The sequence below is a fragment of the Pseudoalteromonas sp. ABV4_021 genome, assembly GCF_056159365.1.
The window spans coordinates 160,563-173,021 of sequence record NZ_JBSWVB010000001.1; the positions used below are offsets into that span (position 1 = coordinate 160,563).

Below are 12,459 nucleotides of genomic sequence, written 5' to 3' on the forward strand. Positions count from 1 at the left end.
TTAGCAGTTATTAGCGAGTTGCACACTGCCGCGGTTTTGCCATTTTACCGCAGGTATTAACACCGTAGCTAATAACAGTGCATAAGCCATGTGCGCGCCAATGCCAAATGCAAGAGTCATGCAGGCAATAAACCCTAACGAAATCGTAATACGGTGTTTTGCTGCGAGTAATACCCATGCAGAGCACATGGTTGCAATATAGATAATAACAAACACACCATTTACCCAATTTATTAAGTCTTCCAGATCTTGGCCGCTGAAATAGGTTATAACGAGTACTGTTGCCATTATGCTCAGCACACAAGTCAACGCTCTTTGCGGTACACTATATTGGTTTGTGTATGCTAATGGTTTGGGCAATACTTTTTGTTCAGCGAAGCTTGCTACTAGTTTAGCTAAGCTTGTTGTGTAGACGTTGATGGTAGCAAGGCCGCCTGCTGTACCAAGTATTCCTATAATATAGTTTCCGCCGCTGAAATAGTGGTTAAATACCCCGATAATCGCCAGCTTTTGATCATTCGGGTGGGCCAAAACTAATACTGTAGATAATAAATAAATCACGCCAACAATGACACTGCCAATAATCATCGCTGGAATAACATCTTGCTTTGGCTTTTCAAACTCATTGGCAAGGTGTGACATAGCTTCAACACCAAGAAAACTCCAAAAAGCGAGACCCGCGGCACTTAGTATTTTATCGCTATCCAAACTCAGCGTTGTTTTCGATTGCATTACGACTTGTTCATTGCTGAAAGTAAATAACAGCATGACAATAAAGGTGATTAACAGGGTAAGCAGAAACTGTAGTTTTGCAGAAACATGAATGCCTTTTCGGTTTATGTAAAACAGGCATAAAAGCGCAGTGAGTTCGGCGAGTAACAATTGTACACCGCTAATATTTATCATTCCTTGCACAAACTGGAAGGTCATAATAATGGCTGCGGGTGCACCAATTGGCACGACTAACAAAAACATTAAGCCAATGACTCTGCCTGCAGTTTTGCCAAAGGCTTTTTCAACAAAGTGAGCAGGGCCGCCCGAATGTGGAAAAAGTGACGATAGCTTTCCAAACACATAAGTAATAGGGATTAATCCAACTGTCAGTAGGAGCCAAGCGTATAGTGCATTACTTCCCGACATTTCGACGGTTAGCTGCGGTAGTATAAATACTCCGGTACCGAGTAAGGTTGTTGCCATCATGCCGGCGCCTTGCCAGCGTCCAATGCCTGTATTAACTGATTTCATGTTACTTTGTTTATGGTTTTTAATAGCGCTAGTATAGAAATATTTACTATCTCAAACTGTTTGAGTTACTAGGCAGAGTGTGTGATATGCAGGTAAAATGACGGTATTTAAGCAAAATTAAAACACTTTGAAGGTTTAGGTGATTAAGTATGCAAATGGATAAATTTGATCAGGCGATTATTGGCCAGTTAAAAATAAACGCGAGGCAAAGCGTATCGGCGATAGCTGATGCTGTAAATCTCTCGCGTTCAGCTGTTACAGAGCGGATTAAAAAACTAGAACGTCAGGGGCAAATTCGCGGCTATCAAGTGTTGCTAAGTGAATCGCAAAAAGTAGGTGTATCTGCTTACTTTGAAATTCAGCATCAGTGCACGCGTTGTTCAAACATTGTTAAGGTGTTTCAGGTGATCCCGGAAGTTTTAACGTGCCATGGTATTACTGGCGACATGGATTTATTGGTTTACGTGCAAACAGATTCGATGCAACGACTTCATGAGATCAGAGAATACTTAGATGCAGAGCCTGATATCGTAAAAATAAAAACGCATGTCGTAATGAGTGAATGGATTAATAATTTAGGATAGAGCATTATGCATCAAACGAATAAGGGATTAGAACAAGAAAACATGCAGGCTAGGTCATCTCTTAGAAAAGATCCGACTTTACAAAGCTTACTTAACCGAATGCCCGAAAAAGTCCAAAATAGTTTTACTGAAGAGCAATTAGCAAACTTAAGAATAGCTTTGGGCGCCCGTAGCTGGGGAAAACATAAAATAGACTTTCGCAGTACTATTTCATTTTTTTCTTATCGTTATTATTACGTATTTGTTGCTGGAAGGAACAGAAGGGAGCTTTCAAGAGCTGAAAAAAGGAAAGGGCTGTTTTTTCAGTCGTTGTTTATGAGTTGCTTTTTAGTTTTTTGCTCATTATTGGGGTTGCTGATCCTGTACCTTATTAAGTCGGCACTTGGTATTGACCTTTTTCCAAACTTCTCTCTTGGTATTTGGAGTTGGTTTAAAGAGAGCGTTCTCAATTAGCGTTAACATTTGGTTACTTTAAAGTATAGTTATCTAGATTTTGCTGGTATAGCATGAGGTAGTTGCTAAAAAAGGAAAAATAATGAGAATAGTTAAATCACTTGCACTGGGCTTAGTATCTGCATCAGTGTTAGCTGCATGTTCTAATGCAGATAATGCAATTTCTTCACAAGAAAAAAGTTTAGTAGCGCCTATCGCAAAAAAGGTGCCATTTGAAATGACGCACCACGGGAACACACGCGTTGATAACTATTATTGGATGCGTGACGATGAACGCAAAGATCCTGAAATTCTAGCGCATTTAGAAGCTGAAAATAGTTATACCGAACAAAAATTAAAACATACTGAAGCACTGCAAGCGCAATTATTTGACGAGATCAAAGGGCGCATTGTTAAAGATGATCAGTCTGTACCGGTAAAACAGGGTGATTACTTCTACGGTAGTGAAGTAAGTGGTGATAACGAATACAGCGTGTACACGCGTGCAAAAGATTTAGCAGGAACCGATAAACAAGTACTGTTAGATGTTAACGAATTAGCAAAAGCACACGATTATTTTAGTGTTAGCACACTAACTGTAAGTGAAAACGATAATTTACTGGCGTACGGCGAAGATACATTAAGTCGCCGTATTTACACTATTCGCATTAAAGACCTAACTACAGGCGAATATTTAAAAGATAAAATTGAAGGTACTTCAGGCAATATTGTTTGGGGTAACGACAATACCTTCTTGTACTACATCAAAAAAGATCCGCAAACCTTGCTTGGTTATCAGGTTTACCGCCATGTGCTGGGAACGGACCAAAGTAATGATGAGCTAGTCTATGAAGAGAAAAACAAAGCTTACTACACTTATATTAGTAAGAGTAAAGACAGCAGTTTAGTTTACATTCACCATTCAAGTACTGAAGCACGTGGCGTATCAATTATCGATGCGAACGACGCTAAGGCGAAACCAACACGTTTTATTCCGCGTGAAGACAAACACGAATACAGTATTGCTAAGTTAAATAACGATTTTTACATTACTACTAACCTAGATGCGGTTAACTTCCGTTTAATGAAGGTGGATGCAAGTAAAGTAGGTGATAAGGCGCATTGGCAAGAAGTTATCCCTGCGCGTGATAACGTAAAACTTGAAGACATTACGTTATTTGATAATCACTTAGTTTATCAAGAGCGTGAAAATGGTTTAACGAATGTAACTGTGCGTAAGCTTGATTCAGGCAAAGAGTTTAACCTGGACTTTAAAGATACTGCGTTTGCTTCAGGTATGTACGGTAATAATGAGCTTGATAATGCTTCTGTTCGTTTGTACTACACCAGTATGACAACGCCTTCTAGTGTAATTGAATATACGTTAGAAGACGGTAAAAAAACTGTACTAAAAGAACAGAAAGTATTAGGTGACTTTAACTCTGATAACTATGTATCTGAGCGCATTATGGTAACGGCACGCGATGGTAAAAAAGTACCTGTATCGCTGGTTTATCATAAAGATAAGTTTAAAAAAGACGGTACTAACCCGCTTTACCAATATGGTTATGGCTCGTATGGTGCAACCTTCGACCCGACTTTCTCAACGTCACGTTTAAGCCTGCTTGACCGTGGTTTTGTTTACGCCATTGCCCATATTCGAGGCTCTCAAATGCTCGGTCGCCCTTGGTATGAAGATGGTAAAAAACTCACTAAGAAAAATACCTTTAACGACTTTGTTGACGTAACTAAAGCGCTTGTAGAGCAAGGTTATGGTGCAAAAGATAAAGTATTTGCGGTTGGCGGCAGTGCCGGTGGTTTATTAATGGGTGCGGTGATTAACCAAGCGCCAGAGTTATATCGCGGTGTTGCTTCGCATGTACCATTTGTCGATGTAGTTACCACTATGCTTGATGAATCAATTCCACTGACTACAAACGAGTATGATGAGTGGGGGAACCCGAATGAAAAAGCGTACTATGACTACATGTTAAGTTACTCACCTTACGACCAGGTTAAGCGTCAAGCGTATCCAAACTTGTTAGTAACTACTGGCTTACATGACTCGCAAGTACAGTACTTTGAACCTATGAAGTGGGTTGCTAAGTTGCGTGAATATAAGACGAACGATAACCTACTACTATTCAAAACGGATATGGAAGCAGGTCACGGTGGTGCATCAGGTCGCTTTAAGCGCATAAACGATACTGCATTAGAATATGCGTTCTTCATTGATTTACTAAAGCAGTAATACACATATTAAAGGGGCGAAAGCCCCTTTTCTATTAAGCTAAGTTACATTTCTTCGCCCGCTTCATCCATTTGAACAATCTCAGTTTCCTGCAAAGCCAGATCTATCCACTCGGCAAGTACAGAACAGCTCAATACCTTGTGCATATAAGCCGTTGCAGGAGCATTTAATGAAATGCCATAGGTTTTAAAACGCAGCGCGATAGGCGCAAACATGGCATCAACAATTCCCCAATCACCAAATAGCCAACCACCTTGATGTTGAAACAGTGTGTGTTGTTCACTAAAAATCTGCTCAATGCGCGCAATGTCATTTTGGCTTTGCGCTGTCAGTTCCACCTTGCGCTTTGCGCGTATATTCATAGGCAGTTGATTGCGTAATGAGTTAAAACCAGCATGCATTTCTGCCGCTAATGCGCGAGCTTTTGCACGTTGCTGCGGATCACTTGGCCAACCTTTATTAAATAAATAAGCTTCATTGATGTATTCGCAGATTGCAAGCGAATCCCATGTCGTTGTACTACCATCAACTAACACAGGCACTTTAGCGATTGGAGCAATTGTGACAAGGGTATCGCTAAAACTTGGTGTCTCTAATTGTAAGTTGTGTTCAGTGAAGCTTAAATTAAATTTTTTCATTACAAGCCAGACTCTTAATGACCAGCTCGAATAGTTTTTATTGGCGATATATAAATCCATCTAGTGTTACTCTCAATTAGGTAGTTAGTTTATTTGCCAATAATTTATCCTGTTATTTATGCATCGAATAGCGCATAATTCTTATACTATTTATCAGTTAAATTGATGTGTTATGGAAATTGATGCGCTTAAAAGTTTACTTGCATTTGTCGACACTGGAAGCATAACGCGCGCTGCTAAACAGGTTAATCGTACTCAGTCAGCAGTGAGTATGCAGATGAAAAAACTCGAGCAGGATTTAGGTAAAGTGCTGTTTGAAAAAAATGGTCGCAATCTCATTTTGTCAAAAGATGGGCATCAACTTGTTGGTTATGCAAAACAGCTTATTGCACATTACGACAGTACATTAAATGCCGTTAAAACGGACCGCAATAAGTTACGCATTCGGTTAGGTTGCCCTGACGATTACGCAGATGCTATTTTGCCAAGCGTAGTACAAAAAATGCATCAGTTGTGGCCAAGTTTAGATCTGCAAATACGTTGTTTACCAAGCAATATTATTCGTCAGCAGCTCGACAATGGTGAACTCGATCTAGGCATAGTAACACGCTCATTTGATAGTGAAGAGGGTATTATTATTGCTAAAGATATTGGTGTATGGGTAAGTAATGGTGATTGTAAAATATTAGAACAAACGCCTTTACCCCTAGTTACATTTCAGCAAGATTGCCGTTTTCATCACGCAGCAATTGAAGGCCTGCACAAGCAGGGAACGCAATTTAAGTTGATTGCCATGAGTGGCAGTGTTGCTGCGATGCAAGGGTTGATAAAACAAGGCATGGCAATTGGTGCTATGGCGCGCTTAAGTATCGGCGAGTTAACAGAACTGAAAAATACGCACTTACCCGCCTTACCTGATATTAGTATTGTGCTAATTAGTAACGTGCATACCAATAGCAAAATTTCTCAAACTGAGCTGTTACAACTAGGCAACAGTGTTTAGCTGTAATGTCATAAAAGTGCTGTGTGGATCTTCTTGGTAATCAGCGAAAGGACCACAGATATTAAATCCAAACTTTAGATACAAATTGCGTGCCGCATAAAAGTATTCTTGCGTACCGGTTTCTAGGCTTAGTGACAAATAGGCTTTATCAATAGCTAGCTCAATTGTGTGTTGTAGTAAGCGTGACGCGACGCCGCTTCCACGGGCGTGCTTTGCGGTGCGCATTGACTTTATTTCAGCGTGGTTTGGGCAAAGCTGTTTTATTGCAATACAGCCAAGCAAGGTATCATCACGCCATGCGCTGAAAAAAGTGATATTACTTTTTTTAAGTTCGTTAAGGTCAAGTGCATGAACACTCTCAGCGGGTGATGTTGCGTACATATCATCTAAATGTTCTTGTAGCAGAGCAATCACAGCAGGGCTGGATAAATCATCAATTTTAATGTGCATGTAAGGTCTTCTGTAAAATAATTCAATCACGCTATTCATCTAATATGCCAATTTTCTTTTGTTTTTAATATATTGAATTTATTGGTGAATTATTCTTTGATTGAACCTGAGAAACGGAAAACGATAGGAAATGCCATTTTTTGGTGCAAGCTTTGCTCTTTTCTTTAGCACTGGTCTTGCATCTAAATTTGCACTGGGGTTAAGCTAGTTCAAATTTTCTAAAGCCAGTAATTTATGGAAAAGTTTAACGATATCTATCTTCGCGCAGTCGAGCGAAAGGGCGGTGAGCGTCAATTAAAGGCGTTGCTGTCAAAACCACTGAGTAATAAGCGCATAGCAGAGTTGCCAGATTCAGCTTGGTTATCTGAATTTACCAAAAAGATTTTTCAAAGTGGATTTTATTGGTCGGTTATTGAGAAAAAGTGGCCTGGCTTTGAAGAGGTATTTTGGCGTTTTGATGTTGAGGCATTACTAATGATGTCGCCGGAACAACAGGAAAAAGCCGCTAGCGATGAACGCATTGTGCGTAACTATAAAAAAGTACAAACGGTGCAGGCCAATGCCTATATGATCCATGATGTTGCAAGTCAGCATGGTAGTTTTAGTCAGTTTATCGCTGATTGGCCAAGTGACGACATTATTGGACTTTGGCAGTACCTTAAAATGCATGGCGCACGCTTAGGTGGTAACACTGGGCCTTATGCGCTTCGTGTATTAGGCAAAGATACTTTTTTGTTATCGCGAGATTGTGAGAGCTATTTGCGCAGCCATAAAATTATTGATGGCGGTTTACAAACTAAAAAGTCGCTAGTTGCAATTCAAGCTTTCTTTAATGAATTACAACAGCAAAGTGGCTTAAGTTATCAAGAGCTTAGCCAAATAATTTCATATAGCTGCGGCGATAATGTAGTCGGTATTAGCTAACACAGTAAGTTAACTACGAGGTACAAATTCTAAAACGGTTGCATTGATGCAGTAACGCAGCTGACCATTTGGGCCATCATCAAACACATGGCCTAAATGAATGTCTGACTCAACGGCACGAATTTCAGTACGCACCATGCCAAAGCTATGGTCTGGTTTTTCATATACTGCATCTTTAACCGGTTTGGTGAATGAAAGCCAGCCACTGTTAGAGTTAAAGCGGTCACGCGTATCAAACAACTTAGCGCCACTTAGCTTATCGATAAATACGCCATCCGGCGTGTTTTTAAAAATCTCATATTGTTTGCAATAGCGGTTATCGGTGCCTTTATTAAACGCCACATTAAACGCTTCACCTTTTCCCAGTTTAAATGCCCCTACTATTTTGTAAAATTCATCGCGAGACACATAACCTTGGCGTGCAAATACTTCTTTGCCTTGCTCTAACAAAATAATGGTGGGGGTTGCCCATGTAGGCGTTTTAATTTCAAGGTCATGAAGTTGGTCGGCTGTTCTGAATGTAAGCGGAATGGAGCCTGCATAACCTGTTGCTGTCTCAATTTTGAATTTTTCACAATACGGACAGAAAGGCGCATCAATTACTAAAATCTGTTTACCCTCTAGTAAAGCGCTATTGTCGCTTTTGGCAATTTTTTGTTGGTTAAATGTCACCCCAGTGCGTAAATCGGGGCAGTAGCCATTAGGGTTCTTGGCAAGATAATCTTGATGATATTCTTCTGCAGCATAGAAGGTTTCTAGCGGCTTAATGCTGGTGGCTATTTTGCCAAAACCTGCGTTGGTTAGCAGAGTTTGAAACTGTTTTGTAACGCCAATTGCTGTCGCTTTTTGCTGATCTGAATTATATAAAATAGTTGAACGATATTGTGTGCCTACATCGTTACCTTGGCGGTTCACCTGTGTCGGATCATGGTGCTCATAAAAATGCTGTAAAATTTGCTCTAGACTAATTTCATTACGATTAAAAGTGACTTTAACGACTTCGGCATAGTTATTAGGGTTGTACTTGTTACTTTTTTTAATGATATTACGGTAGGTTGCTTTAAAGCCGCTGCCATCCGCATAACCACTCACGGCATCAATAACACCATCAAGTGCTTCATAGCGTTTCTCTGCGCCCCAAAAGCAGCCCGAACCAAGCACGATTGAATCTAAGTGATTGGTTTGTGGCTTACGCTCTTGTGCAGAATTGGTAAAGCTTAATAAGAATAAGCTAAAGCAAATTAGGTAGTTCATATCGTTGCCTTGTTAAACTTTATACTACGTAAATACATAGACCTGAGATCGCCTTGTTTATATTCACAACCGCTCAACATTTAGATTAGCCGTTTATCAATTAGTGAAAGTGACAGTGACAAATTGTTTTATGCTTTATCGCAACAACAAGGGGGAAATATGAAAAAATTAATCTCAATAGCACTTGGTTTATCTGCACTCACCTTAGCAGGCTGTAATGCCACGATGGATGTTACTTACACTCCGATTACCGAATTAGAAACGCATACCGATTGGGAAATCGACACCGCAACGGGCTCTTGGAAAGTAGTTGAAAGCACTGTTTATATTAGCGCCGAGGAAAAGCAGCACGAGTTACCTAAGCAATATGATCGCTTCTCTAACAATTAGTTTTACTAAATTAACTCTTTTAGAGTGCGCGTTGATAAAGTTAAGCGCACTCTAAATTAAAAGCGTGAAGTTACCAGCAAGGTCACTGAGTCTAAACCTGAACTATCATCTCCAAACCCCGCACCTAAACCAAAGTTAAATGAAAAGTGTTCATTAAACCAATACTGAGTTTGCACTTCAAAATTGTTATTATCGAGTTCATTGGTTTGCGCTAGCGCTTGAATACCAATAAACCAGTTCTCATTGATATAATAATCTGCACGTCCTTGATAATAATCTTCTTTCCCCGATATTTGTTTAAATACAAAATCCCAGCCTTGCCCTTGTTCAATTTTGGTATAGCGCACATATGGGGTTAATCGCCAGTTATTACTTGAATCTTGCACACCAAAAACATCGGATTCGTTACGATATAAGTAAGTTACGCCAATACCTAGCTGCAAATTAGTGGTGATATTGTTACCGAGTTCGCCGTTAAGCATTAAATATTCGTTATTAAAATCGTTATCTTTTGCATACTCTACGTTAGAGCGAACAACCAACGCATTGTCGAAATAATGTGTGTATTCGACGTCAATATCATAAAAATCATCCAGTACGAGTGCTCGCGTCGAGAGAGTGTTGATTCTATTTAGATAGGTTTTAATATTGTGAGGACCACTTGCCGATGCCAGATCTTCAAAGGCGTAGGTGTAAGCAAGCCCAATAAAATTATCGTCAAAGTCATAAAGGTCAGAAACACCAAAATCGATTTGATGTTGAATCGTGTCGCTTGCTAAGCCACTATTGCAGGCAAATAAAAAGGCTAAAGGCAGTAGTTTTTTCATGTTAATTCCTTTTTGACAGTAGGATAATGAAATAACTACCTATTGATAAGTTCAGACCTGTTTGAAATTGTTAGAGATTGTAAAATCACCTAGCTTTGTATACGAGGGAACAATAAATGATTTGGTATAAAGAAATAGATAAAGCGTTATGCGATAAGCTAGATGAAGGTTTGCATGGCAAAGGCAGCTTAATGAAAACGTTAGGGATTGAAATATGTGAAGTTGGTGACGATTATCTTGTTGCTAGCATGCCAGTTACACCTGATCACCACAACCCTATTGGTATGCTGCACGGAGGCGCGAATGTTGTGCTAGCTGAAACTGTAGCAAGCTACGCGGCAAACTTTGTTGTAGATACCGATAAGTATTACTGCGTAGGCCAAGAAATCAATGCGAATCATATTAAAGCAGCGCGCAAAGGTATGGTGTATGCCACAGCAAAAGCTGTTCACTTAGGTAAGCGTACCTCTGTGTGGGAAGTTAAAATTACCAACCAAGCCGGTGAGCTTACCTGTATTTCAAGAATGACCGCAGCGGTGGTTGAGCGACGATAGTTGATCTACATCTAGTTACCGCGTTTTAGCGCTGGTATTTTATCTAGCGCTGGCATATACCTTAGTCAGAGGTATATGCAAATGAGTGAAAAATCGTTAATTACGCTGCTTAAAGTAGTTATTGTGCTTGGATTATGCTTAATAGGGCTTGGGTATTATTTGATAAATGTCGCGCATATTGAGCAAAGCATGGGTATCTCCGGCATGATGATTGGCGGAGGGTGTTATGCCCTTGGATTAATCTTATCCTTGCCAACCAAAATGTACCTTACTTTTATTTGGGTTACCGCTGAACAAAGAAAAAAGAATAGTTAACAGGTTAGCTCAGCAGATTATTAAATAATCAGCCATACTATGATTTATCACTCATTATTAGTGGCACTTGTGATTAGACTTTTTTGGTTATTATTGTTGTGCTTTAACGCTCATGTGTATGCCCGCGATATTAAAGTCGCTGCTGGCAACTTTACTCCATACTTCAAAGCAAGCTCCTATCAACGCCATGTTGGCTTATACGAGCAGCTTTTGTCTGCAGGGCTTAATAGAGCAGGGTTCAGCCCGACTTACATCAATGTTTCAAACGATGCGATAAAACGCTACTACGAAAAGCAAAGGGTTGATATTGCAGTAAATTGGACAGGTGCATTTACTGGAGAAGGTTACCCGTCTCAGTATCGCTTGTTCTTTTACAATCGTGCAATTTTAAGTAAAGACAATCGATGGGCTAAGGCTGAACATGTGCTTGATTTAAAAGGTGCAAGGTTAGCAAGTTTTTCAGGTGCAAGTTTAAACTTTGGTCATGACTTCCAAATACTAATCAATGACATAAATACACGTTATTTTGAAAGTGGCGATCAGCTCGCTGTGAATAAGATGCTGGTGGCAAATAAGATTGATGTATTAGTGGCTGATTGGCTGAAGTTCTATCATTTTATTAAACCGCTTGGGCTAATAGATAAGTTTACACCATTAGACGTTATCACAAATGCCGGTTCGCAGATTATTTTTAGAGATGAACAAGTTCGCGATGCCTTTGATACTGTAATTACGCAAATGTATGTTAGTGGTGAGCTAGATAAGCTCACCCTAACATGGTTGGCAAAAAATAATTTACCTAAGGTATCACATCGTTTTTTAGCAAAACGACCTTAAATACCGCCGCCATCTGTGTGAAGGCCACACTCACGATTTAAACCAAAGAAACGCGTTTCTTCTTCGGTCATACCTGGCTCAAGCTTGCGCGTGGTATGCACATCACCCATTGATACATAGCCTTGCTCCCATAACGGGTGGTAAGGTAAATCGTGCTTGGTTAAGTACTGATACACATCACGGCTATGCCAATCAATAATTGGATAAACCTTCACCGTGCCGCGGCTGATTTCAAGCACTTGCTTATCTGCTCGAGTCGATGATTGTTGGCGACGCAAACCGCTAAACCAAGTACCTGCATCAAGTTCTTTTAATGCACGTGTCATTGGTTCAACTTTATTTAAGGTATTGTATTGTTTAATACCTTGTTCGCCTTGTTCCCACAATTTACCAAACTTAGCCTCTTGCCACGCAGGGCTTAGCTCTGATTTGTACACTTTCAGATTGAGTTTCAATCGCTCAGTAAGCTCATCAATAAACTGGTAAGTCTCTGGAAAAAGATAACCCGTATCTGTTAAAACCACTGGAATATCGGCTTTATGCGATGTTACTAGGTGCAGCATCACTGCCGCTTGAATGCCAAAGCTAGACGATAAAAAGTGTGTGCTTGGTAAATTTTCTAACGCCCATAAAACACGTTCTTCAGCCGAAAGCTCTGCTAGCATGCCATTTGCATCGGCAAGCATGGCATTTTGAACGTCTTTATCTAGCGTTAATATTTGCTTAAATTCACTCATGCATAAATTCCAAATGAG

The 12,459-nt window shown here is 40.0% G+C and carries 15 protein-coding genes; 9 read left to right on the forward strand and 6 right to left on the reverse strand.

Annotation, left to right across the window (positions count from 1 at the left end; genetic code table 11):
• The gene (yjeH, locus tag ACXAFE_RS00725) at positions 1 to 1,245 is read right to left on the reverse strand and encodes an L-methionine/branched-chain amino acid transporter (RefSeq protein ID WP_475147069.1); all 1,245 of its coding nucleotides are present in this window, start codon (positions 1,243 to 1,245) and stop codon (positions 1 to 3) included.
• A 155-nt stretch (positions 1,246 to 1,400) separates the two neighbouring features.
• On the opposite strand from yjeH, the gene ACXAFE_RS00730 reads away from it, so the two are divergent.
• The 3 genes from ACXAFE_RS00730 (at position 1,401) to ACXAFE_RS00740 (ending at position 4,512) form a co-directional block, all read left to right on the forward strand.
• Positions 1,401 to 1,829: an Lrp/AsnC family transcriptional regulator gene (locus tag ACXAFE_RS00730; protein WP_010562240.1), complete on the forward strand. Its 429-nt coding sequence runs from the start codon at positions 1,401 to 1,403 to the stop codon at positions 1,827 to 1,829.
• Between the two features lie 6 nt (positions 1,830 to 1,835).
• Entirely contained in the window at positions 1,836 to 2,282 is a 447-nt protein-coding gene (locus tag ACXAFE_RS00735; protein WP_475147075.1) for a 3-phosphoshikimate 1-carboxyvinyltransferase, read from the forward strand.
• 82 nt (positions 2,283 to 2,364) lie between these two features.
• The gene (locus ACXAFE_RS00740; RefSeq protein ID WP_475147078.1) at positions 2,365 to 4,512 is read left to right on the forward strand and encodes a S9 family peptidase; all 2,148 of its coding nucleotides are present in this window, start codon (positions 2,365 to 2,367) and stop codon (positions 4,510 to 4,512) included.
• A gap of 44 nt (positions 4,513 to 4,556) precedes the next feature.
• Here ACXAFE_RS00740 and ACXAFE_RS00745 read toward each other — a convergent pair whose 3' ends face one another.
• Complete coding sequence (locus tag ACXAFE_RS00745) at positions 4,557 to 5,210, reverse strand: glutathione S-transferase family protein (protein ID WP_475147081.1); 654 nt, start codon at positions 5,208 to 5,210, stop codon at positions 4,557 to 4,559.
• A 112-nt stretch (positions 5,211 to 5,322) separates the two neighbouring features.
• Here ACXAFE_RS00745 and ACXAFE_RS00750 point away from each other — a divergent pair, with 112 nt between their 5' ends.
• A complete protein-coding gene (locus tag ACXAFE_RS00750) occupies positions 5,323 to 6,153 on the forward strand; it encodes a LysR family transcriptional regulator (protein WP_475147084.1) in 831 nt (276 codons plus the stop codon).
• On the opposite strand, the gene ACXAFE_RS00755 is transcribed toward ACXAFE_RS00750, so the two are convergent.
• Complete coding sequence (locus ACXAFE_RS00755; RefSeq protein WP_138634525.1) at positions 6,136 to 6,603, reverse strand: GNAT family N-acetyltransferase; 468 nt, start codon at positions 6,601 to 6,603, stop codon at positions 6,136 to 6,138. The two genes, ACXAFE_RS00750 and ACXAFE_RS00755, sit on opposite strands and share 18 nt — an antisense overlap.
• A 234-nt stretch (positions 6,604 to 6,837) precedes the next feature.
• Between ACXAFE_RS00755 and ACXAFE_RS00760 the strand changes: the two genes are divergently transcribed.
• Positions 6,838 to 7,527 (forward strand): DNA-3-methyladenine glycosylase I, encoded by a 690-nt coding sequence (locus ACXAFE_RS00760; RefSeq protein WP_475147087.1) that lies wholly within the window; start codon positions 6,838 to 6,840, stop codon positions 7,525 to 7,527.
• Positions 7,528 to 7,536: 9 nt separating this feature from the next.
• On the opposite strand, the gene msrA is transcribed toward ACXAFE_RS00760, so the two are convergent.
• Positions 7,537 to 8,781: a peptide-methionine (S)-S-oxide reductase MsrA gene (msrA, locus tag ACXAFE_RS00765; protein WP_475147093.1), complete on the reverse strand. Its 1,245-nt coding sequence runs from the start codon at positions 8,779 to 8,781 to the stop codon at positions 7,537 to 7,539.
• 159 nt (positions 8,782 to 8,940) lie between these two features.
• On the opposite strand from msrA, the gene ACXAFE_RS00770 reads away from it, so the two are divergent.
• On the forward strand, positions 8,941 to 9,171 hold the full coding sequence (locus tag ACXAFE_RS00770; RefSeq protein ID WP_054980505.1) for a hypothetical protein: 231 nt from the start codon (positions 8,941 to 8,943) through the stop codon (positions 9,169 to 9,171).
• Between the two features lie 56 nt (positions 9,172 to 9,227).
• Here ACXAFE_RS00770 and ACXAFE_RS00775 read toward each other — a convergent pair whose 3' ends face one another.
• The gene (locus ACXAFE_RS00775) at positions 9,228 to 9,998 is read right to left on the reverse strand and encodes a hypothetical protein (protein WP_475147101.1); all 771 of its coding nucleotides are present in this window, start codon (positions 9,996 to 9,998) and stop codon (positions 9,228 to 9,230) included.
• 116 nt (positions 9,999 to 10,114) lie between these two features.
• On the opposite strand from ACXAFE_RS00775, the gene ACXAFE_RS00780 reads away from it, so the two are divergent.
• The 3 genes from ACXAFE_RS00780 (at position 10,115) to ACXAFE_RS00790 (ending at position 11,704) form a co-directional block, all read left to right on the forward strand.
• A complete protein-coding gene (locus tag ACXAFE_RS00780; RefSeq protein WP_010562231.1) occupies positions 10,115 to 10,552 on the forward strand; it encodes a PaaI family thioesterase in 438 nt (145 codons plus the stop codon).
• Between the two features lie 81 nt (positions 10,553 to 10,633).
• Complete coding sequence (locus tag ACXAFE_RS00785; RefSeq protein WP_100914472.1) at positions 10,634 to 10,867, forward strand: hypothetical protein; 234 nt, start codon at positions 10,634 to 10,636, stop codon at positions 10,865 to 10,867.
• A gap of 69 nt (positions 10,868 to 10,936) precedes the next feature.
• Entirely contained in the window at positions 10,937 to 11,704 is a 768-nt protein-coding gene (locus ACXAFE_RS00790) for a substrate-binding periplasmic protein (protein WP_475147105.1), read from the forward strand.
• On the opposite strand, the gene ACXAFE_RS00795 is transcribed toward ACXAFE_RS00790, so the two are convergent.
• A complete protein-coding gene (locus ACXAFE_RS00795; protein ID WP_010562228.1) occupies positions 11,701 to 12,441 on the reverse strand; it encodes a phosphoadenylyl-sulfate reductase in 741 nt (246 codons plus the stop codon). The two genes, ACXAFE_RS00790 and ACXAFE_RS00795, sit on opposite strands and share 4 nt — an antisense overlap.
• Between the last annotated feature and the right edge of the window lie 18 nt (positions 12,442 to 12,459).